We start from the raw sequence: 21,071 nt of genomic DNA on the forward strand, positions 1-21,071 counted from the left end.
GGCAAGGCGAAATTCCCTTGATGATGCGTGGATGCGTGCCGGGCCGACGATCCCCGGCCCGCATCGTTTGAAGCTGGCGCCTGCGAGCGAGCTGCGTCGCAGGCTACTTGCTCGTAGCTGCCTCTTCGATCAACTTCGCGACTTTGTCGGGATGAGAGACCATGACGACGTGGGATGCGCCATGCACCACGACCGTATCCTTCGACTTCGCGCGGTCGGCCATCCACTGCAGGGCCTTTGCGGGAATGTTCTTATCCGCATCGCCATAGACGAAATAAGCCGGGATCGTCTTCCACGCTGCCTTGTCGGTAGCTTCATTCAGCGCCGCGTCGGTGATCGGTCGCTGCGTTGCCGCCATCAGGCGAGCTTCGTCTTTCGGCACGTCGGCTGCGAACTGATCATGGAATTTGGCCTGGTCAATGTAGAGGTCCTTCACGCCTCCGTCCAAGGCGACGGGTTCGGCAAGGGCAGATGCCAAAGTGCCGCCCGGAAATTTTCCGGACAGGGCTGCAGCGGTTTCACCATTGTCGGGTGCAAATGCCGCGACATAGACAAGCGATTTCACATTGGTTGCGGATGAGGCAGCGTCGGTGATCACTGAGCCACCGTAGGAATGCCCGACCAGGACGACAGGGGTCTTCACGCCCGCAACAACACGCCTGACATAGTCACCATCGGATTTGACGCCGCGAAGCGGATTGGCGACAGCGACCACCGGGTAGCCATCTTTTTCGAGCTTTTTGATGACGCCGTTCCAGCTCGACGCATCGGCGAAAGCGCCATGCACCAGGACCACCGTCGGCTTCGCATCTGCCGAAAACGAGGGAGAAGCCATCGCGGCAATCGCACCGGCAACCAGAGAAATCCTCAGAAAATTAAGCATGTTGTGTTCCTTTCGAGTGCCAACAACAAGACTGATACCGCACAATTTGATTGCGCGCAATACAATTAAGGTTTCACTCTTCCGTGAGACGAAATTTGCAGATCTTAAGCGACTGAAAATGATGGCAATCCCGCCGATTTCGCGGCGCTAGCCCTTTACGGCTTCGCGGGTGATGCTCTCGCGCAGCAGCCCGACGAGATAAAGCGATCCCGTCACGAGCACCCACGCGCTGGCTGCAGAAGCTCTCGCGAGCGCCGCCTCATAAGCTTTCTGCGGATCCTCGATCATCTCGCTCGCAAGACCGATCTTGTCGGCAAGTTGCCGCATTTCAACAGCGGACCGAAAACGATCCGAAACTGAGGTGAAGATCGGCGAGACACCGTAACGCCCCATCACCTCCAGAAGCCCCGTGGCATCCTTGTCCGCCGCAATCGCAACGACTGCGATGCCCGGCCCGGAAAATCCCTCCATACCCGAGAGATCGTCGAGCACCGCTTCGAGATTGAAGGGCACATGCGCTCCGTCGAGCGCGACAGAAACGCCCCTGCTCCCGGCTGGCACGACGAAGCGCTCCATCCGCCCCGGCAGTTGCGATTCCTGCTCGGCCTCGGCGTCAATCAGCCATCCGCCGACCGCTTTGCCTTCGCGCGCCTTGATGCCGAGTTTGCCGAGCACATCGAGCGCAGCACCTGCGACTGCAATATTGCGCCCGGCAATCGTCGACGCTCCGGAAAAATCCGGACGGATCAGACGTGCATCGATCTCTGCTGCCCGCCTTGCGATTACGGCACCCGCCTCGTCATCTGCTTCAAGCGGTGTCACGACGGTTGTGCGCGGCTTGATGATACCGGCCTTTTCGAAGGCAATGGCTGCCCGCGTCTTGCCCAATATCTCCGTATGTTCGAGGCCGATATTGGTGATGATGGAAACATCGCTGTCGACGATATTGGTCGAATCCAACCGTCCGCCCAGGCCTGTCTCAACTACTGCCCATTCGATGCCGGCATCGCGGAAGATCAGAAAACCCGCGGCCGTCAGCATGTCAAACCATGTCGCGGCTTCCGCAGCAGTTCCTTCCGACCTCGCCGCCCGCAAGGCATCGAGCGCCAGGAAAAGCGCCTCGGCCAGCACCGCTTCCTCAACCGGACGGCCGTTCACGCTGACGCGCTCGGAAATATGCTCGACATGCGGAGAAGCATAACGCCCGACGGAAATGCCAGCATGGCGCAAGCCGGCTTCCAGCAACGCCGAGGTCGAACTCTTGCCCTTGGTGCCCGCAACATGGATAGAACGGAATGCGCGGTGGGGATTACCGAGACGGGCCGAGAGATCGAGGATCGGCTCCAGCCCGACACGCATCTCGCCGCGCGGACGCTGCTCCCAGTTTGTAAGCTGATCAAGTTGCGAAAGGGCTTCGATGAGGCGGGGATTCTGGTTCTGCATGGGCATGGCACACGTTACAGGATTTATTTTGGTGCCCAGGCGAGCGGCGTCGGAGACCTGCGCTTCCGATGGTTCTCCATCTGTCTCGCCAGTCACGCAGGCGGGCGGACACTAGAACCTTTCAGTTGCCTTGCCTAGCCTCGCAAGCGTCATCGGCAGCACTCCGCCGCGACGCCGCCCGCGGCAACTGCCAGTTAACGCTGGCGAATTTTAGCCCTTGCGGAGATTTTCAGTAGGGCCATTTCTATTCATTGTCTTTGATAGAGGTGGAGATTCGAATGGGGCAGACTGTCCGGATTCCAGTCAATGAACCGCAGAGGTTGCTTGCCGTGCGGTCGCTGAGCGCCATCAGCAGCAGCCCGACGCCGGAGCTTGCGGCCCTTGCCGAGCTCGCCAAGGATGCGTTCGCGATGCCCTATGCCGCCGTTAACATCGTCGACGAGGACTGGCTGCGCATCGCTGGCGAAGCGGGCATGCAGCTTTCGGAATGCCCGCGCGACCTTTCCTTCTGCACTCGTGTCGTCTTCACAAACGACATGGTCGTCGTTCCCGATCTGGAACAGGATGCGGAACTCAATGCCGCGCCCTATGTGACGGGCCCACCGCATTTCCGGTTTTATGCCGGCGCACCGCTGGAACTGGAAAACGAGCTGGTAATCGGCGCCTTCTGCATCCTCGACCAGAAGCCGCGCCTCTTCACCGAAAAAGAGGCAGCCAATCTCCGCCGTTTCGCCCGTGTCGCGAGCGCGCTTCTGCGCCTGCAAAAAGCGAATTTCGTCATGGGCCTTGCCGAAAGCAGCCTGCGCACTGCGGCCATGACCGATCCGCTGACCGGCTTCCTTAACCGATCGGCGCTCGATGCCATCGTCGACCGCGCGCTGGAATCAGCCCTCGCCTCCGGCCAGACATTTGGCGCCCTCTATCTCGACATGGACGGCTTCAAGTCGATCAACGATACGCTCGGCCACCATATCGGCGACGAGGTGCTGCGGGAGGCGGCAAATCGGATCCGTTCGGTCATCCGCTCCAGCGACATCGTCGTGCGCATGGGCGGTGACGAGTTTGCGGTCTTCGTACCGAACCCGCCGAACACCGAAGCGTTGGTCTCCGTCTCCGAACGCCTGCTCTCGGCGTTCCGCAGCCCCTTCACTATCGAGGGAAATATTATCCGGGCCCGCCTGAGTATCGGTGCAGCCCTTGCCCCGCAAGGCGGTGGCCGCCGCAGAGACCTGCTGCGCAACGTTGATGGTGCCCTCTACAACGCCAAGGCTGCCGGACGGGACTGCTATGTGGTTTTCAATCCGAACTGACACTTGAAAGAAACGGAATAAAACGGACGCTTGCCGTGTCTCATGTCAGGTATCGCAAACATGCGTGCCTAACCCGAGGAGAGAAACCATGAAGTCCGTGAAATTCCTGTCCGTGCTTGCGCTCGTCGCTGCCACCGCCACTGCAGCCTTTGCAGCCCCGGCCGTCACCACCGTCGAAACGGCCAAGGGCAAGGTTTTGGCCGGCGAAAAGGGCATGACGCTCTATACCTACAAGAAAGACGAAAAGGGCATGACGAACTGCTACGACAAGTGCGCCACCAACTGGCCGCCCTTCCTCGCCGCTAGCGGTGCCAAGGCCGAAGGCGCATACTCGCTCGTCGAACGCAAGGATGGAAAGAAGCAGTGGGCAAAGGACGGCATGCCGCTCTATTACTTTGTGAAGGACACCAAGTCCGGCGATGCCACCGGCGACGGCGTCGGCGGTGTCTGGGATGTCGCCAAGCCCTGATGAGGCTAGCGTGAAGAAGCCTCCACCCGATACGTTCGAGGGCCAGATCCTGGCCCTCCTTCCTTCGCTCCGCCGCTATTCCCGCAGTCTCACCCGCTCGGATGCCGAAGGCGAGGATCTGCTTCAGGATTGCGTGGAAAAGGTTCTGGCCCGGCGCGGCCAGTGGCGCGGCCTCAATTTGCGCGGCTGGGTCCTGACGACGATGACCAACCTCTACCGCAATACCCGCCGTGCAAGCCCCCGCGAGAGGCTGGTCGAACTCGATGCCGCCGAAGAGATAGCCAGCCCGGATGCTCAAGCTGACCCGCTGGAACGCCTGCGGCTCGAACAGGCGCTCGACAGCCTGTCCGAAGAACACCGCTCTGTGCTGATGCTCGTCGTCATCGAAGGCTACAGCTACGGCGAAGTCGCAACCATGCTGGATATCCCGATCGGCACCGTCATGTCGCGCCTGTCGCGCGCCCGCCACCGCATGAGCGACCATATGAAAGCCGATAATGTGATTACGCTTCGGAGACCGAAATGAACGAGACCAACCTCACCGTGACCGAAGCGGATCTGCACGCTTACGCCGATGAGCAATTGCCGGAGGCAGCTCGCGCCCGCGTTGAAGCCTATCTCGCGGAGAACCCCGGGGAGGCTGCCACCGTGGCCGGCTGGCAGACGCAGAATGCCGGCATCAAATCCCTGTTTGCAGGCTATGAGAAGAGCCGCGACACCGATCTCCAGCTGGTGACACCAGCAGAGCCCGCCTCCCCCTGGAAGATGCACTCCGCATTTGCCGCTGCCGCCGTCGCGCTCTTTGCACTTGGCGCCGTCAGCGATCGCTTTATCCTGCCGCTCTTCGAACGCCCGCCGCTGCAGTTCGCCGAATCCGAAACCCTACCGAAACAGGCCGAAACCGCCTTCCTTGTCTATGCCAGCGAAGTGCGCCACCCGGTCGAAGTCTTCGCCAATGAGGAGGCCCATCTTGCCACCTGGCTCGGCAAGCGCCTGGCGATCCCCGACCTCAAGGTGCCGGACCTCAAATCCCTCGGCTTTCACCTGGTCGGCGGCCGCCTCCTGCCAGTCGATGGCAAGCCAGGCGCGATGTTTATGTACGCGGATCAGGCCGGAGAACGCCTGACCGTCATCGTCGGCCGCAACAAGGAAAACAAAACGACGAGCTTCCGCTTCGCCTCCGCCAAGGATGTCGAGACCTTCTACTGGATCGACGGTGAACTCGGCTATGCGGTAACGGGCGAAATCTCTCGCGACATGCTGCGCAAGGTGGCGGAAGAATGTTATCGGCAGTTCCCGTCCTGAAGCGGGAACTGCGGCAGAGCTCAGCGCATCGGATCGTTGACAAGCTCGATCGGCTTGCCATGCGGCGTCGCCTCTGCCGCCCGCTGCCAGCTCTTTTGCAGGTCGAGGATCGCATCGGCATCCGCCACGCCACGCCGGACGATCAGATTGGAAAGTGCTGCCACCCAGCAGTCGAAATAATCGCTGCCATCTTCCGCTCTGCCGTGCCTGAGCAATTCACACGACAAAGTTTCCGCCCATTCGCTCCAGGTAAACAGCCCCCTCTCATGCAGATGCACGGTCATGGCGAAGGCTTCCGCTGCCCAGGGCTCGGGAAAGACCGGATCACCTTCAGGTGACTTCGGCAAGCCCGGTGATTGCGCCAGCTCGGATTGTACCTCACACGCGCTCAAGATAGCTCTCCCAGGCATCGATCGAGATCGTCAGCGATGGGTCTGCCCCCTCGCCCCAGATCTCGCCGCCATCGAAGACAACGGTATAGAGCCATTGCGGATTCTCCCCCTTGCCATGCGCATTGTCGTCAGGGAAGACGAAGGAGCCCTGCACCGCTTCGACGACACCGGTCTTGGCCCGCGCATATCGCGGCAGCCGCGTATGGGTGACCGGATTGAAATTCTTCGTCTTGACGGTTTCGCCGACGACGAAGAGCGGCGCCGTCTCGACCGGCCGGTCGCAGGGACCGCCCTTGGCAAGCACGGCCGGCACCATCTCCGCCTTCAGCACCCGCTTCGGCACAGCCCCATCCTGCAGTTTATGGCCGGAGAGCAGCTCTTCGCGCGTCGCAAAACCATGGCGCTCCAGCAGCGTGTCGATGCCGCGGATCCAGATTTCGTAATAGCTCGCCGCAAGGTAATCGGCCGGCAGGATGTTCTCCCGCGCATGACGGCTTTCATCGATCGTCCAGGCGCCGAACGCACCGCAGGAAAGCGTGATGCCGAGCGCCCGCTTTTCCCATTCGTCATGAAAATAGGGTTCGTTCTTTTCGGGCGCAACCAGGCCGAAGCCCATCTGCCCGCCGAGATCGTGCGGACCGTTCACGCCGGCACCCCCAGGCTGCCGGCAGCAGATGCCTCCGGACTATGGGCAATCGCCGTGCCGATCATCGCGTCACGACTGACGAGATCGGCAAGCGCTTCCTGGTCCATGCCTTCGGTATCGTCCGGCCGCTCGGGAATGACGAGATAACGCAGCTCCGCCGTCGAATCCCATACACGGATCTTCTTGCTTTCCGGCAGCGTCAGCCCGAATTCAGCAAGAACACCGCGCGGATCGATGACCGCGCGCGAGCGATAGGCCGGCGCCTTGTACCAGACCGGCGGCAGGCCGAGCACCGACCACGGATAGCAGGAGCAGAGCGTGCAGACGATGAGATTATGCGTGTCGGCCGTGTTGAAGACCGCACGCATATGCTCACCCTGCCGGCCGCTATAGCCAAGGCTGGCAATCGCCGCCGTCGCGTCTCGCTTCAGCCATTCGGCGAAGTCCGGATCGCTCCAAGCCTTCGCAACGACACGCGCACCATTGCGCGGCCCGACCTTCGTCTCATAAGTCTCGACAATCGCATCGATCGCCGCCTGATCGATCAGCCCCTTCTCCGTCAGCAGCGTCTCCAGCGCTTTCACGCGCGCCTGCATGTCGGAATAGTGGTTGTCGTGGTGATGATCGTGGCTATGGCCATGATCGTGGTGATGATCGTCGTGGTCGTGCAAGCTAATGTCCTCCTCCCCTTCTCCCCGGCGAGGGGTCCGAAGGACGGGCTGAGACCTGTGGTTCAACCCGGCTAGTGGCCCGAAGCGTCAGCAACAGTTTTAAACATATGTCACAAAGCCGCCAAGCCCTTAAGCTTTCTGCGCTAGGCTCACCCCATGAACATCCTGATTCTTGGCGCTACAGGCTTTATCGGTTCCGTCATCGCGGCACGCCTTGCCGACGAAGGCCATGTCGTAACGGGGCTCGGTCGCACTCCCGCCCGCGCTGCCCGGAAGCAACCGACAATTCAGTGGCGCCGCGCCGATCTGTCCCGGATGACGCAACCCGATGACTGGCGCGATATCCTCAAAGCGCAGCATGTCGTCGTCAACTGCGCCGGCGCGCTTCAAGACGGCCTCTCAGACGATCTCGCGGCAACGCAGACTGAGGCCATGCTCGGCCTCTATGCCGCAGCAAAACCCTCCTCGATACTCATCGTCCAGATTTCCGCGCAAACGGACCGCGCCGGCGGCAATCTGCCCTTCCTCGCCACCAAACGCGCCGCCGATACCGCCCTTGCATCGTCAGGCTTACCCTATGTGATCCTGCGCCCCTCTCTCGTCCTCGGCCGCAATGCCCATGGCGGCACGGCGCTGTTGCGCGCACTCTCAGCCTTCCCCTTCGTTCTGCCGCTCATTCACGCCGACAGCGCCGTCGAGACCGTCGCTGTTGACGATGTCGCCGCTGCCGTCTCGGCCGCAATCTCAGGCTCACTCCCCTCCGGCAGCGATATCGAACTGGCGGCCGAGGAACGGCACACACTCGCGAGCCTCGTCAAACTGCATCGCGCCTGGCTCGGCCTACCGGATGCTCCGGTCTTGTCCATTCCGCCTCTCCTCGCAAGGCCGGTGACATGGCTTGCCGATATGGCCGGTTATCTCGGCTGGCGTTCGCCGCTCCGCTCCACCGCCATGACCGTCATGTCCGAGGGTGTCAGCATGAACAGCCCGACGCCATCAGGCCACCCAACCTTGTCGGCCGCCCAAACACTTGCCGCCAATCCCTCCGGCGTGCAGGACCTGTGGTTCGCCCGCCTCTATCTCTTAAAGGCGCCCGTCATAATAGGCCTGTCGCTGTTCTGGCTTCTGTCAGGCCTGATCCCGCTTCTGGCGCCGGAACAGGCAGCCGCCCACTTCCTGCCTTTCATGCCCGCCGATGCGGCCATGGTGCTGACGATTCTCACCTGCCTGATCGATATGGCCCTCGGCGCGGCCGTGCTCTTCCGCCCCTTCGCTCACCGCGCCCTTCTCGGCATGATCGCCGTCTCGCTTGCCTATCTCGCCGGCGGTACGGTACTGGAGCCCACGCTCTGGCTCGATCCGCTCGGGCCGCTTGTCAAGATACTGCCGTCGCTGCTCCTGACGCTTACCGCCCTTGCCATTCTGGATGAACGCTGATGCTTGCAGAACTCCTGCTTCTTGCCCATGTGGTCGGCGCAACCGTGCTCTTCGGCACCGGCGCCGGCATCGCCTTCTTCATGGTGATGGCCCACCGCACCCGCGAACCCGCGCTGATCGCCCACGTCGCCGGCACTGTCGTCATCGCCGATACGATCTTCACGGCCACAGCCGCCATTCTCCAGCCGGTGACAGGCTATCTGCTCGCCCGCATCATCGGCTGGGACCTGACCGAAAGCTGGATTGCGCTGTCGCTGTTGCTTTATGTCGTGACCGGCATCTTCTGGCTGCCGGTCGTCTGGATCCAGATCCGGCTACGCGATCTGGCGCGCACCGCCACCGCCGCGGGCACGGCCCTGCCGCCGGCCTATTTCAGCCTCTACCGCATCTGGTTCGCCTTCGGCTTCCCGGCCTTCTTCGCGGTAACAGGCATTCTCTTGTTGATGCTGACCAAGCCGACGCTATTTTAGCATCGGCCAGAGGCTGAGCACGAGCAGCACCGCCATCGTGATATTGAACCATTTGAGCCTTGCCGGATCGGACAGCCACTCACGCAACGCCGAACCGAAGCCCGCCCACGTGGAAACGGAGGGAACATTGACCGCCGCAAAGGCGAGGCCGACGAGCAGCACGCTGATCATATAGAGCTGCGGGTTGGTGTAGGTCGCCATGGCCGTCACCGCCATGACCCAGGCCTTCGGATTGACCCACTGGAAAGCTGCAGCGCCGAGAAAGGACATGGGCTTCACCCCGCTCTTGCCTTCGCTGAGGGAACGCGACGTTGCGATCTTCCAGGCGATCCAGACGAGATAGGCCCCGCCGGTAAATTTCAGCGCGATATAGACCGCCGGTACCGTATGCAGCATCGCGCCGAGCCCCAGCCCCACGCCGAGCAGCAGCGACAGGAAACCCGCCCCGATGCCGAGCATATGCGGGATCGTGCGGCGGAAGCCGAAGTTCACACCCGAGGCGAAGAGCATCATGTTGTTCGGCCCCGGCGTGATCGAGGTCGTAAAGGCAAAAAGCAGCAGTGCCAGAAACGTATCCAGCGGCATGAAACCTCCCCACACCGCGCTTGTCGATTATGCGGCGGCCTATTGGATTTAGGTCAGCATAACTGCCCTAAACAACAGCCACCACAACATTGTTGTCATGGTGACAGGATTGCCTGATAGTCTGCTGAACACTTGTAGGACCAGAACTGCCATGGGCGACCAGATCCCCACCATCACCTTCCCCGACGGCACCGAAGTCCCCGCACTCGGCCAGGGCACCTGGGGCATGGGCGAGGATGCCGGCCATGCGAAAGAAGAGATCGCAAGCCTCCAGGCCGGCCTCGATCTTGGCATGACGATGATCGATACCGCCGAAATGTACGGTGATGGCGGCGCCGAAGAAATCGTCGGACAGGCAATCAGAGGCCGCCGTGACGAAACCTTCATCATCAGCAAGGTCTATCCCTGGAATGCGAGTCGCACCGGCACGATCACCGCCTGCGAAGGCAGCCTCGAGCGCCTCGGCACCGACCGCATCGACCTTTATCTCCTGCACTGGCGCGGCAACTATCCGCTCACCGAGACTGTCGAAGCCTTCGAGACGCTGAAAGCCGCCGGCAAGATCCGCGCCTGGGGCGTCTCCAATTTCGATACCGACGATATGCAGGAACTGCTTTCCGTGCCCGGCGGGCAGAATGTCGCCGCCAATCAGGTTCTCTACAATCTCGCCCGCCGCGGCATAGAATATGACCTCCTGCCCTGGTGCCAGAGCCGCAACATCCCGATCATGGCCTATTCGCCGATCGAGCAGGGCCGCATCCTGCACCATCCCGACCTGATCCATATCGCCAAGGCCTATCAGGCGACCCCGGCGCAACTGGCGCTCGCTTTCCTGCTGGAACGCGACGGCGTCTTCGTGATCCCCAAGACCTCCAACATCGAGCGCGCCCGCGAGAACCGCGGCTGTGTCTCCCTCGACATTACCGACGAGGACTGGGAAGCCCTCGACGAGGTCTTCCCGCCCCCGGCAAAGAAAACGCCGCTGGAGATGCTCTGACCTCAGCGGCGTCAGCCGTATTCTCGCAATGGGAGTATTGGATCACATGCCCGGGCTGTAGTTCCTACATGCCCTGCGCGCCGCGGTTCATCGCGGCAATGCCGGTGCGGCAAACTTCGATGAGGCCGAGCGGCTTCATGATCGCGATGAACTGGTCGATCTTCGAGGACTTGCCGGTGATCTCCAGAATGAAGTGGTCGACCGTCGCATCCACCACCTTGGCGTGAAAGGCATCGGCCAGGCGCAGCGTTTCGGCACGCGTCTCGCCGTTGCCGATCACCTTGAGCAGTGCCACTTCTCGCTCGATCGGCCGGTCCTGGCCGAGTTCGCGGGCACGCACCGTCAGGTCCACGACGCGATGGACGGGCACGATGCGTTCGAGCTGCGCCTTGATCTGCTCCAGCACCTGCGGCGTGCCGCGGGTAACGACGGTAATGCGCGACAGGTGCGCCGCATGCTCCGTCTCCGAAACCGTGAGGCTTTCGATATTGTAGCCGCGGCCGGAAAACAGGCCGATGACGCGGGCGAGCACGCCCGGCTCGTTATCGACGAGCACCGAGAGCGTATGGCTCTCGACGGCTGCCGTTTCCGGCGAGATGAAGTAGGCGGAGCCGGTCGGTTGAAGGTGTGCGTTCATGATCCTGGGTTTCCTACCTGATTGTTATACTAGCTGACGGCCCTTGGCGTCGATCGCGTTGGCGACCGCTTCGTCCGTGGCTTCGTCCGGCAGCAGCATTTCGTTATGGGCCTTGCCCGAGGGGATCATCGGGAAGCAGTTGGCGAGATTGGCGACGCGGCAATCGAAGATGACTGGCTTCTTGACGTCGATCATCTCCTGGATGGTTGCGTCGAGATCGTCGGGCTTCTCGCAGCGCAGGCCGACCGCACCATAGGCTTCGGCCAGCTTCACGAAATCGGGCATCGCCTCCGTATAGGAGTTGGACAGGCGGTTGCCGTGCAGGAGCTGCTGCCACTGGCGCACCATGCCCATGTACTGGTTGTTCATGATGAAGATCTTGATCGGCGCATTGTGCTGGATCGCCGCCGACATTTCCTGGATGCACATCTGGATCGAGGCATCGCCGGCAATATCGATGACGAGGCTTTCCGGATGGGCGATCTGTACGCCGAGCGCTGCCGGCAGGCCGTAACCCATCGTTCCCAGGCCGCCCGAAGTCATCCAGCGGTTCGGCTGTTCGAAGCCGAAGAATTGCGCCGCCCACATCTGGTGCTGGCCGACTTCCGTCGTGATGTAGGTGTCGCGATCCTTTGTCAGGGCGAAGAGACGCTCCAGCGCATATTGCGGCATGATCACGTCGTTGCTCTTCGTGTAGGCGAAGGAATTGCGCGCGCGCCAGCGGGCGATATCGCCCCACCATGCATCGAGACGGCTCTTTTCCGGCTTCTTCGGCAGCGCTCGCCACAGGCGAATCATATCTTCCAGGATATGGCCGACATCGCCGCGGATGCCGAGATCGACGCGAACGTTCTTGTTGATCGAGGACGGGTCGATATCGATATGGATCTTCTTGGAATTCGGCGAGAAGGCGTTGAGGCGGCCCGTGATGCGGTCGTCGAAGCGGGCGCCGATGCAGACCATGACGTCGCAATCATGCATCGCCATGTTGGCCTCGTAGGAGCCGTGCATGCCGAGCATCTTCAGCCAGTTCTTGCCGGATGCCGGATAGGCGCCGAGACCCATCAGCGTCGAGGTGATCGGGAAATCTGTCAGTTCGACCAGCTCGCGCAACATGCGGGAAGCTTCCGGACCGGAATTGATGACGCCACCACCCGTATAGAAGATCGGCCGGCGGGCATTCGCCATCATTTCGATTGCCGCATGGATCTGGTTCAGGTCGCCCTGGATCTTCGGCTGGTAGCTCTTCTGGATCGCGTGATCGGCCGGCGGCGTGTAGGTGCCGGTGGCGAACTGAACGTCCTTCGGAATATCGACGACGACGGGGCCAGGACGGCCGGACTGCGCAATCCGGAAGGCTTCATGGATGACGGCGGCGAGCTCGTTGACATCCTTGACCAGCCAGTTGTGCTTGGTGCAGGGGCGCGTGATACCGACGGTGTCGCATTCCTGGAAGGCGTCGGAACCGATGAGCGAGGTCGGAACCTGGCCCGTCAGGCAGACGAGCGGAATGGAATCCATCAGCGCATCCTGCAGCGGCGTGACCGCATTGGTGGCACCGGGACCAGAGGTCACCAGCATGACGCCGACCTTGCCGGTCGAGCGGGCATAACCTTCGGCCGCATGGCCGGCCCCCTGCTCATGGCGAACGAGGATGTGCTTGACGTCTTCCTGCTGGAAGATCTCGTCATAGATCGGCAGAACAGCGCCGCCGGGATAGCCGAAGATGTGCTCGACGCCATTATCCTTCAGAGCACGCAGAACGATTTCCGCTCCCGTCATCCGATTGCTGTCCGTTTGATTGTCCGTGCTCGCCATGTGTCTGTTCCGTTTGATGCTGGGGATTTGAGTTTGTGGCCGGAAGCCCTGATTTCGGGCATAAAAAAAGGCCCCTGAGGAGCCTTCGTCTAGCGCATGGGTGGCTATCGCCGGATGGTTACACCATCCTGCCCATGCGCTTTCCCACCACGATAAGAACGTTCGAAATTGTCATGGGCGGAAGTGATAGACAGAAAATTTCGCAGCGTCAACGCATTCCGCAATAAAAATTCCAACGGCTCAGGCAACATGCCGCACCGTCCAAATCTGGGGCTGAAGGATTTGTTAAAGGATCAGTCATATCCTGCACTTTAATGCAGGGAGTAACCCTTTGCTCGATAGCGACATGGGAACGTCCAGCCGGGCGGGCGAACAGGATCGTCGTGACACTCTGACCCCGGGAAACCGCTTTCTCGGGCGTGTCGTTGCATGCAGCGGATCGCGCGCAACCATTGCAGCCGTGGCAGAAGCCGGCGGCACCGATCTCACGGAATTGTGGTCCGTCGGCCGGCTGATTTCCATCAGCGTCGGCAGGAACCGCGTCGTCGCCCTCGTCTTCTCCATGAATACCGGCAACCAGGGCTGGGGCGAAGGTCAGGACAATATCTTCCGCATCGAGACCGAACTGCTTGGCGAGGTCCGCGTCGATGAAGACGGCCGCGAGGAATTCTCCACCGGCATTTCGCGCTATCCTTATCTCGGCGCCATCGCCCATCGCATCCGCGCCGCCGACCTGATGCGCATCTATGATGCCGGCAAGGGCGCCACCGCCGTCATCGGCAGCCTGACGCAGGATGAAAGCATCGACGCGGCGATCCACGTCCCCTCGATGCTGTCGAAGCATTTCGCTGTGGTCGGCTCCACCGGCGTCGGTAAATCGACCGCCGTCTCGCTGCTCTTGCATAAGGCGATCGAGGCCGATCCGAAGCTGCGCGTGCTGATCCTCGATCCGCACAATGAATTTGCCGCCGCCTTCCCGCAACACGCTGTCACCATCGATACGGATACGCTCGATCTGCCCTTCTGGCTGATGCGGCTCGAAGAATTCGCCGAGGTCGTCTTCCGCGGCCGCCCGCCGGTGCCGGAAGAGCTCGACATGCTGCGCGATATCCTGCCGGAGGCCAAGCGCGCCTTCCGCGGCAGCGACAGTTCGCTGGTGCGCCGCCAGACGGAAAAGAGCTCGATAACGGCGGATACGCCGGTACCTTACCGCATCGCCGATCTGCTCGCCCTCATCGACGAGCGCATCGGCAGGCTGGAGGGCCGCGCCGAAAAACCGTTCCTGCGCTCCTTGAAGATGCGCATCATCGCCGCGATCAATGACCCGCGCTATCACTTCATGTTCTCCAGCAATACGATCAGCGACACGATCACGGATACCATCGCGCAGATCTTCCGCATCCCCGGCGACAACAAGCCGATCTGCACGTTCCAGCTTGCCGGCATACCCTCGGAGGTCGTCAATTCCGTCGCCTCGGTGCTCTGCCGCATGGCCTTCGAAATCGCGCTGTGGAGCGAAGGCGCCATCCATATGCTGGTCGTCTGCGAGGAAGCGCACCGCTACATACCCTCAGACCCGACCTTAGGCTTCGTGCCGACGCGGCAGGCGATCGCCCGTATCGCCAAGGAAGGCCGCAAATACGGCGTTTCGCTCGGCATCATCACGCAGCGCCCTGGTGAACTCGACCAGACGATCCTCTCACAGTGCTCGACGCTCTTTGCGATGCGCCTTGCCAATGACCGCGACCAGGAAATCATCCGCTCGGCCATTCCCAATTCCTCGATCTCGACGACGAGCTTCATCTCCTCGATCGGCAATGGAGAAGCGATCGCCTTCGGCGAAGCGATCCGCGTACCGATGCGCATGCGCTTCCTGCGCGTCGATGAAAGCCTGCTGCCGAAGGCCCACAGCGCCACCAGCAAACATGCCGAGGAAGATCCCGATACGGTCGACCTGCGCCGCATCGTTACCCGCATGCGGGCGATCACAGCAGGCCCCGATATCTCCACCTTCCAGCAGAGCTACAGTGCAGCGATGGCAGACAGTTACGAGCCGGAAGACGACTTCGCCGATGAAGCCGCCGATCAACCCTATGCCGCTCCATCGGCAGAGGCGCCGCTCGAACCCTATCGCCCCGCCCTGCTGCCGCAGAGCCGCGCGCCGCATCCTGAGCCCCCGCCGCTCTCGCCGCAGACCTCCATCGACGCGCGCCTGGAAGCACTGCGCCGCGAAATGCGCCGCGACGAGCAGCCAAAGCCGGCCTTCGGCGAACAGACGTCCCCGCCACGCCGCGAGGGCGGCATGTCGCTGCGCGATAGCATCCTGAAGAAGCCGCTGAGCAGCCTCTACAATAAGGACTGAGTGCGCCTTACGAACGCGGCTGGCGCGTCGCCGCTGCGATTTCGGAGAGATGCCGCTCGATCAGGGCCAGAAAGGCGATGGTGCCGCAGATCAGCGCCGCAACCACGATGCCGCCGATGGCGCCCAAAATTGCTCCGACGATGAACATGCCCGATCCGCCCTGCGCCGCAGCAGCGGTCGCACCCGAAAGCGTGGAAAAGGCGAGGATGACGATGGCGATCAAGGCGTTGATCGAAGAAAGCGTCTTTGCGAGAAAATTGTTCATGCCGGCCCATAGCTCCATTGGTCATGATTCGAAGATCATTCTAGCTGTTTGCGGGCGCAAAGCATGAGTCGCTTTGGCGCTAAGGCGAAAGCCGCTCCCAGCTTTCATCCATCTGATTGCGAAACCAGGTCATCTGCCGCTTGGCATATTGCCGCGTGGCCGCCGCCCCGCGCTCGATCACCTCGGCGCGGTTCATCTCGCCGCGCAGCATCGCCGCAATCTGCGACACGCCGATTGCCTTCACAACAGGCATTTCCGGGGGAAGATCAAGCGCGAGTAGCGCCCTCACCTCGTCTTCTGCCCCCTGCTCCAGCATTTTCTCGAAACGTCCGTTGATCCGCTGATGCAGCACGGCGCGATCCGGCAGCACGACGATCTTGCGTGCCGTGTGCGGATCGACGACGACAGGCCCCGCCTGCCCCTGGAATTCCGCGATCGACTGGCCCGTCGCCTCGAAAACCTCAAGCGCCCGCACGATCCTCTGCCCGTCCTGTACGTTCAGGCTCTCGGCCATGGCGGGATCAACCTTCGCAAGTTCCGCATACAGGCCCTCCGATCCCTCCTCCAGAAGCCGGGCGCGCAGCCGCTGCCTTATCTTCTCGGGAATGACGGGCATTTCCGATAACCCGCCCGTCAGCGCCTTGAAATAAAGCCCAGTGCCGCCGACGAAGACCGGCAGCTTTCCCTCTGCACGGATGCTCGGCAAGAGCGCTGCCACATCCCGCAGCCACGCGCCGGTCGAATAAGTCGCCCCCGCCGGCACATGGCCGTAAAGGTGATGCGGTACGCCTCCCATATCCTCCTCGGACGGTCGCGCCGTCAGCACCCGCAGCGTGTCATAGACCTGCATGCTGTCGGCATTGATCACCACGCCGCCATGCTGTTTGGCCAGTTCCACGGCCAGTGCGGACTTGCCGCTGGCAGTCGGCCCGGTTATCAGGATCGCGTTCACAGAGCTCAGAAGGTTTTCCATCATGGCCCTCGTTGCCACGCTTGTTGCCAATCCGTCAAACCCCGTTCTTTCGCCTGCCATAGCCGAACGTGCGGCCGAGGCCGTCAAGGCATCCGGGCTCTACTGGCTGGCCGACGGTATTGCCTGCGATATCGTGCTCGCCGACGGTGCGGACGGCGAAGCGGCCAAGGCCAATCTGCTCGCCGTCATCGCCAGCGCCCCGATCGATCTCGTCATCCAGGAACAGGAAACCCGCCGCAAGAAGCTGCTGATCGCCGATATGGATTCGACCATGATTGGCCAGGAATGCATCGACGAACTCGCCGCCGAAGTCGGCCTCAAGGAAAAGGTTGCCGCCATCACCGCCCGCGCCATGAACGGCGAGATCGCCTTCGAGCCGGCGCTGCGGGAACGCGTCGCCCTCCTGAAAGGTCTGCCGATCTCGGTCGTCGACGACGTGATCGCCAAGCGGATCACCCTGACACCCGGCGGCCCCGAACTCATCGCCACCATGAAGTCGAAAGGCTACTATACCGCCCTCGTCTCCGGCGGCTTCACGGTCTTCACGAGCCGCATCGCTGCCGTCATCGGCTTCGACGAAAACCGCGCCAATATCCTGCTTGAGGAAGGCGGCCTCCTCTCCGGTCACGTCGCTGAACCCATTCTCGGCAAGCAGGCCAAGGTCGACGCCCTCAACGACATCGCCGCCCGCCTCGGCATTTCCCCCGAAGACGCCATCGCCGTCGGCGACGGCGCCAACGACCTCGGCATGCTGCACCTCGCCGGCTCCGGCGTCGCCCTGCACGCCAAACCCGCGGTCGCTGCCGAAGCTGCCATGCAGATCAACCACGGCGACCTGACGGCGCTGCTTTATATTCAGGGCTACAGGAAGACGGATTTTGTGACTGCCTGAGCGCGGTATCAATACGACATATGGGCAAACGACCTTTGACCGACGAACAGCTCGCCGAACTCCGTGCGCTGGACGCGCTCGCGGATAAGGACATTGATACAAGCGACATTCCGGAAATCCGGAATGATCAATGGCGGCTGGCGCGAAAAGGTAATCCGCACAAACCGGTCAGGTAGATAGTAATCTCCGGACAGTTTTACCCGCCGCTCAGTATCAAAAGGTAGAGCGACTTACCCTCCCCACCTCATTCCTGTGCCTGTCACAGGAATCCGGCCACCGCGCGTCCGCGCGGTGAGTGACTCACCGGCCTGACAAGAGATGAAAGTCTTTCAGGCCCAAGGACTTGGGCCTGCTGGATCCCTATGACATCCCTTGTCTTGCAAAAGGCACAGGGATGAAGGAGAACTCGGCTTTCGCCGCGGCTAGTCAGTCACAGCCATCGTGCTCTCTTGGCGTCCGACAGCCCTCACTCCATCGGCACGGCAACAAACCGCAGGTCACCATTCGCCGCGGCAACCATCAGCTGCGCATTGCGCCGGCCTTCCTGCTTCAGCGTCTGCACCTTGGTGGCAACGGCATCCGGCGACTTCATGAATTCCTGCGCCACTTCGACGATCACGTCGCCGGCCTTCAACCCTTTTTCAGCAGCGGCTGAACCCGGGGCAACTTCAGTCACGACGACACCGTCGACGCTTTCGGCAATGCCGAAGGCCTTGCGGGTTTCCGGGCTGAGCAGCGAGAGCGAGAGGCCGAGCACATGCTTTGGCGCAACCTGGCCAGGCGTTGCCTGCCCTTGCTGATCCTGTCCGTTCTGATCTTGCCCTTGACCCTGCTGTTGCGGGTCCTGACCATCAGGCGCGGCCTGCCCCTGATCGCCGTCCTGATCCGGCTCGTCCATATCGCTGTTCTCGCCGGGATCGGGATTGATGACGCCGTCATCACTTGAATTGTCACCGGCAGCCGCTTGGTCGCTATCCTCGAGACGGCCGAGCGTCACCTTGACGGTCTGCTCCTTGCCATCGCGCAGCACGACCACATCGACCTGCTTGCCGACGGAGCTTTCGGCCACCACCCGCGGCAGGTCGCGCATCTCGCTGACGGTTTTGCCGTCGAATTTCAGGATGACATCGCCGGCCTTGATCGAGCCGTCATCGACAGGTCCGCCCTTGATGACCCCGGCAACCAGCGCGCCCTTGGCGCTGTCGAGACCGAGGCTGTCGGCAACCTCATCGGTCACGGGCTGGATGCGCACGCCGAGCCAGCCGCGGCGCGTCTCGCCATATTCGCGAAGCTGATCGACAACGCCGGAGGCGAGCTCCGACGGCACCGCGAAGCCGATGCCGATCGAGCCGCCCGACGGTGAGATGATTGCCGTATTGATGCCGATAACCTCGCCCTTCATGTTGAAGAGCGGACCACCGGAATTGCCCTTATTGATTGCCGCATCCGTCTGGATGAAGTTGTCATAGGGACCGGCGTTGATATTGCGGCCACGGCCCGAAATGATGCCGACCGTCACCGATCCGCCGAACCCGAACGGGTTGCCGATTGCCATCACCCAGTCGCCGATCCGCATGACACTGGAATCGCCGAACTTGACGGACTTCAGCGGCTGCTTCGGCTCGACCTTCAACACCGAAAGGTCGGTCTTGGTGTCCGTACCGATCAGCTTGGCCTTCAGCTTCGAGCCGTTGGCGAAATTGATCTCGATATCGTCGGCCCCCTCGATCACGTGGTTGTTCGTGACGATATAGCCGGTCGGATCGATAACAAAGCCGGAGCCGAGCGAGCTGACATTGTGGTTGGGGCCGCGATTGCCCTGCTGCTTGTTGAAGAAATCGTTGAAGAATTCCTGGAAGGGCGAGCCGTCGGGCGCACGCGGCGCCGGGCCTGCGCCCTCGTCATCCTTCACATTCTGCGAGGTCGAAATATTGACGACTGCATCGAGCAATCCCTCGGCGAGATCGGCGACTGAAGCCGGTCCGCTGCTCGGAGCCGTCATCTGTACGGGCGGAGCGGCGGGGGCCACGGCAGCCGGCGAGACCGGCGACGGTTGCGGGGCCGCAGGGGCGGGTGCTGACCGTTCAGGAGTCGCGGGTGCGGGCGCGGCTTGCGCATACGCAAAACCGCTTGCGCCGACATTCGCCAGGAAGGCAGTGCCGGCCAAAAGCGCGAGCGTTCGTCTGAAGGGCGAGCGATTCGTGGGGGCCATCAAGCTTCCTCGTCTGGGATAAAGGCGCACATACACCATCAGCATAAGGCGGAATGATGGAGGGCGAAATCACCTTTTCGAGAAATCCCCCTGCGAATGCGATGAAGAGCCTTTCCTGGTCAGATCGCAGCATTCTGACCAGGAAAGGCTCTAACCTCGCAAAAGCCAGACGGAGGCCACACCGAACGCCATCGCGGCCAAGCCAAAGGCTCGCAGTTGCCGCTCGGGAACGGCAGGAAGCAGCTTCGCCATCTCGATAAGAAAACGAGGGGCCAGTGCATAGACCAGCCCCTCGATGATGAGGAAGAATGCAAGCCCGGTAAGGAAATCCTGCATTCAGTCTGTCGTCAGTTCGCCGGCTGCGCCGGAGCCGCAGGCTGCGCGGAGGCCGGCGGCACAAGGCCACCGGTCTGTGCCGGATTGCCTTCCGCATTTTCGAAGAAGCGGAAGAACTCCGAACTCGGCGAAAGCACCAAGGTCGTATCCTGCGAGGAAAGGGCTGCGGAATAGGCCGCCATCGACCGATAGAAGTCGAAGAAGGCCGGATCCTTGCCGAAGGCTTCGGCGAAGATGCGGTTGCGATCCGCATCCCCTTGGCCGCGCAGGATTTCCGAATCCCGCTGCGCCGCGGCGGTGATCTCGACGACCTGGCGGTCTGCGACGGCCCGGCGACGCTGCCCCTCTTCATTACCCTCGGCGCGGATGCGCTCGGCCTCGGCCAGACGCTCGGAGCGCATGGCGTTGTAGGTGTTCGGAGCCACTTCCGGCGAAAGATCCGTCCGACGGATACGGACGTCATCGATATGCAAGCCGAGATTTTCGGCATCGGCTCGAAGATCGTCGCGGATTTCGAGCATCATCGCCACGCGCTCTTCAGAAAGCGCGGCATTGTAGTCACGCAGGCCATAGACGCGGCGAAGCGAAGAATCGAGCTGCGCACGCAGCCGCGCCTCGGCAGCGTCTCGGTCGCCAGACACCGTTTCGCGGAAACGGCGCACATCCGCAATGTTGTAGATCACGAAGGCGTCGACATCGAAGGTCTGGCCGTCCTGAACCTGAACACGGATATTGTCGAGGTCGAGCCTGAGCGCCCGCTTTTCGACATATTGCACGCGGTCGGCATCCATGAAGCCGAAGGGAAGCTTGAAATAGAGGCCGGGCTCGGTCTTCACGGACTGAATCTGGCCGAAGCGAACGACGATCGCCTGCTCACGCGCGTTGACCACGAAGATCGACGAATAGAGGATGGCGAGAAGGATCGCGAGCGCGATCAGGATAATAGGAAGTCTGTTCGATACCATGGT

23 protein-coding genes and 1 riboswitch are annotated in these 21,071 nt (G+C 61.7%); of the genes, 10 read left to right on the top strand and 13 right to left on the bottom strand.

The window, feature by feature from the left end:
* Positions 1-103: 103 nt before the first annotated feature.
* Together FHT78_RS03415 and FHT78_RS03420 are read right to left on the bottom strand one after the other, a co-directional pair.
* Entirely contained in the window at positions 104-835 is a 732-nt protein-coding gene (locus tag FHT78_RS03415; RefSeq protein WP_246715144.1) for an alpha/beta hydrolase, read from the bottom strand.
* 195 nt (positions 836-1,030) lie between these two features.
* The gene (locus FHT78_RS03420) at positions 1,031-2,326 is read right to left on the bottom strand and encodes a Mur ligase family protein (protein WP_183740525.1); all 1,296 of its coding nucleotides are present in this window, start codon (positions 2,324-2,326) and stop codon (positions 1,031-1,033) included.
* 26 nt (positions 2,327-2,352) lie between these two features.
* Positions 2,353-2,432: riboswitch (ZMP/ZTP riboswitch) on the bottom strand.
* 172 nt (positions 2,433-2,604) lie between these two features.
* Here FHT78_RS03420 and FHT78_RS03425 point away from each other — a divergent pair.
* The 4 genes from FHT78_RS03425 to FHT78_RS03440 all read left to right on the top strand — a co-directional run bounded on the left by FHT78_RS03425 (position 2,605) and on the right by FHT78_RS03440 (position 5,410).
* Positions 2,605-3,636 carry a sensor domain-containing diguanylate cyclase gene (locus tag FHT78_RS03425; RefSeq protein ID WP_183740528.1) on the top strand — a complete coding sequence of 344 codons (1,032 nt, stop codon included), beginning with the start codon at positions 2,605-2,607 and terminating at the stop codon, positions 3,634-3,636.
* 88 nt (positions 3,637-3,724) lie between these two features.
* Positions 3,725-4,105, top strand: a complete 381-nt coding sequence (locus FHT78_RS03430; RefSeq protein ID WP_183740531.1) for a hypothetical protein — start codon at positions 3,725-3,727, stop codon at positions 4,103-4,105.
* Between the two features lie 10 nt (positions 4,106-4,115).
* Positions 4,116-4,631: an RNA polymerase sigma factor gene (locus tag FHT78_RS03435; RefSeq protein ID WP_183740533.1), complete on the top strand. Its 516-nt coding sequence runs from the start codon at positions 4,116-4,118 to the stop codon at positions 4,629-4,631.
* On the top strand, positions 4,628-5,410 hold the full coding sequence (locus FHT78_RS03440; protein WP_183740536.1) for an anti-sigma factor: 783 nt from the start codon (positions 4,628-4,630) through the stop codon (positions 5,408-5,410). The genes FHT78_RS03435 and FHT78_RS03440 overlap by 4 nt, the downstream gene beginning before the upstream one ends.
* Positions 5,411-5,430: 20 nt before the next feature.
* On the opposite strand, the gene FHT78_RS03445 is transcribed toward FHT78_RS03440, so the two are convergent.
* From FHT78_RS03445 to nthA, 3 genes are read right to left on the bottom strand one after another with little or no spacing between them, the layout of a single operon-like run.
* Entirely contained in the window at positions 5,431-5,802 is a 372-nt protein-coding gene (locus FHT78_RS03445) for a nitrile hydratase accessory protein (RefSeq protein ID WP_183740539.1), read from the bottom strand.
* Positions 5,789-6,448 carry a nitrile hydratase subunit beta gene (gene nthB, locus FHT78_RS03450; protein WP_183740542.1) on the bottom strand — a complete coding sequence of 220 codons (660 nt, stop codon included), beginning with the start codon at positions 6,446-6,448 and terminating at the stop codon, positions 5,789-5,791. Before nthB ends, FHT78_RS03445 begins: the two co-directional genes overlap by 14 nt.
* The gene (nthA, locus tag FHT78_RS03455) at positions 6,445-7,119 is read right to left on the bottom strand and encodes a nitrile hydratase subunit alpha (protein WP_183740545.1); all 675 of its coding nucleotides are present in this window, start codon (positions 7,117-7,119) and stop codon (positions 6,445-6,447) included. The genes nthB and nthA overlap by 4 nt, the downstream gene beginning before the upstream one ends.
* Before the next feature lie 156 nt (positions 7,120-7,275).
* Between nthA and FHT78_RS03460 the strand changes: the two genes are divergently transcribed.
* Positions 7,276-8,556, top strand: a complete 1,281-nt coding sequence (locus FHT78_RS03460; protein ID WP_183740548.1) for an SDR family oxidoreductase — start codon at positions 7,276-7,278, stop codon at positions 8,554-8,556.
* Positions 8,556-9,026: a DUF2269 domain-containing protein gene (locus tag FHT78_RS03465; protein WP_183740551.1), complete on the top strand. Its 471-nt coding sequence runs from the start codon at positions 8,556-8,558 to the stop codon at positions 9,024-9,026. The genes FHT78_RS03460 and FHT78_RS03465 overlap by 1 nt, the downstream gene beginning before the upstream one ends.
* Here the strand turns inward: FHT78_RS03465 and FHT78_RS03470 are convergent.
* The gene (locus FHT78_RS03470) at positions 9,018-9,611 is read right to left on the bottom strand and encodes a LysE family translocator (protein WP_183740554.1); all 594 of its coding nucleotides are present in this window, start codon (positions 9,609-9,611) and stop codon (positions 9,018-9,020) included. The genes FHT78_RS03465 and FHT78_RS03470 overlap by 9 nt on opposite strands.
* 151 nt (positions 9,612-9,762) lie before the next feature.
* Here FHT78_RS03470 and FHT78_RS03475 point away from each other — a divergent pair, with 151 nt between their 5' ends.
* Positions 9,763-10,608 (top strand): aldo/keto reductase, encoded by an 846-nt coding sequence (locus FHT78_RS03475; protein WP_183740557.1) that lies wholly within the window; start codon positions 9,763-9,765, stop codon positions 10,606-10,608.
* A 64-nt stretch (positions 10,609-10,672) separates the two neighbouring features.
* On the opposite strand, the gene ilvN is transcribed toward FHT78_RS03475, so the two are convergent.
* Positions 10,673-11,245 carry an acetolactate synthase small subunit gene (ilvN, locus tag FHT78_RS03480; protein ID WP_183736022.1) on the bottom strand — a complete coding sequence of 191 codons (573 nt, stop codon included), beginning with the start codon at positions 11,243-11,245 and terminating at the stop codon, positions 10,673-10,675.
* A gap of 24 nt (positions 11,246-11,269) precedes the next feature.
* Positions 11,270-13,063: an acetolactate synthase 3 large subunit gene (locus tag FHT78_RS03485; protein WP_183740560.1), complete on the bottom strand. Its 1,794-nt coding sequence runs from the start codon at positions 13,061-13,063 to the stop codon at positions 11,270-11,272.
* Positions 13,064-13,394: 331 nt separating this feature from the next.
* Here FHT78_RS03485 and FHT78_RS03490 point away from each other — a divergent pair, with 331 nt between their 5' ends.
* Complete coding sequence (locus FHT78_RS03490; RefSeq protein WP_183740561.1) at positions 13,395-15,425, top strand: ATP-binding protein; 2,031 nt, start codon at positions 13,395-13,397, stop codon at positions 15,423-15,425.
* A gap of 7 nt (positions 15,426-15,432) precedes the next feature.
* On the opposite strand, the gene FHT78_RS03495 is transcribed toward FHT78_RS03490, so the two are convergent.
* Together FHT78_RS03495 and miaA are read right to left on the bottom strand one after the other, a co-directional pair.
* Positions 15,433-15,690: a hypothetical protein gene (locus FHT78_RS03495; RefSeq protein WP_007817811.1), complete on the bottom strand. Its 258-nt coding sequence runs from the start codon at positions 15,688-15,690 to the stop codon at positions 15,433-15,435.
* A 79-nt stretch (positions 15,691-15,769) separates the two neighbouring features.
* Entirely contained in the window at positions 15,770-16,666 is an 897-nt protein-coding gene (gene miaA, locus FHT78_RS03500; protein ID WP_183736019.1) for a tRNA (adenosine(37)-N6)-dimethylallyltransferase MiaA, read from the bottom strand.
* Between miaA and serB the strand changes: the two genes are divergently transcribed.
* A complete protein-coding gene (serB, locus tag FHT78_RS03505; protein ID WP_183740564.1) occupies positions 16,665-17,555 on the top strand; it encodes a phosphoserine phosphatase SerB in 891 nt (296 codons plus the stop codon). The two genes, miaA and serB, sit on opposite strands and share 2 nt — an antisense overlap.
* 35 nt (positions 17,556-17,590) lie before the next feature.
* Complete coding sequence (locus FHT78_RS03510; protein ID WP_183740567.1) at positions 17,591-17,731, top strand: hypothetical protein; 141 nt, start codon at positions 17,591-17,593, stop codon at positions 17,729-17,731.
* Between the two features lie 290 nt (positions 17,732-18,021).
* Here FHT78_RS03510 and FHT78_RS03515 read toward each other — a convergent pair whose 3' ends face one another.
* The 3 genes from FHT78_RS03515 to FHT78_RS03525 all read right to left on the bottom strand — a co-directional run bounded on the left by FHT78_RS03515 (position 18,022) and on the right by FHT78_RS03525 (position 21,068).
* Positions 18,022-19,767, bottom strand: coding sequence for a Do family serine endopeptidase (locus tag FHT78_RS03515; protein ID WP_183740570.1), 1,746 nt, complete (start codon positions 19,765-19,767; stop codon positions 18,022-18,024).
* A 150-nt stretch (positions 19,768-19,917) separates the two neighbouring features.
* Positions 19,918-20,103, bottom strand: a complete 186-nt coding sequence (locus tag FHT78_RS03520; RefSeq protein ID WP_183740573.1) for a DUF2065 domain-containing protein — start codon at positions 20,101-20,103, stop codon at positions 19,918-19,920.
* Between the two features lie 11 nt (positions 20,104-20,114).
* On the bottom strand, positions 20,115-21,068 hold the full coding sequence (locus tag FHT78_RS03525) for a protease modulator HflC (RefSeq protein ID WP_183740576.1): 954 nt from the start codon (positions 21,066-21,068) through the stop codon (positions 20,115-20,117).
* Positions 21,069-21,071: the final 3 nt, after the last annotated feature.

This window comes from Rhizobium sp. BK196, from assembly GCF_014193255.1.
Taxonomy (GTDB): Bacteria; Pseudomonadota; Alphaproteobacteria; order Rhizobiales; family Rhizobiaceae; genus Rhizobium.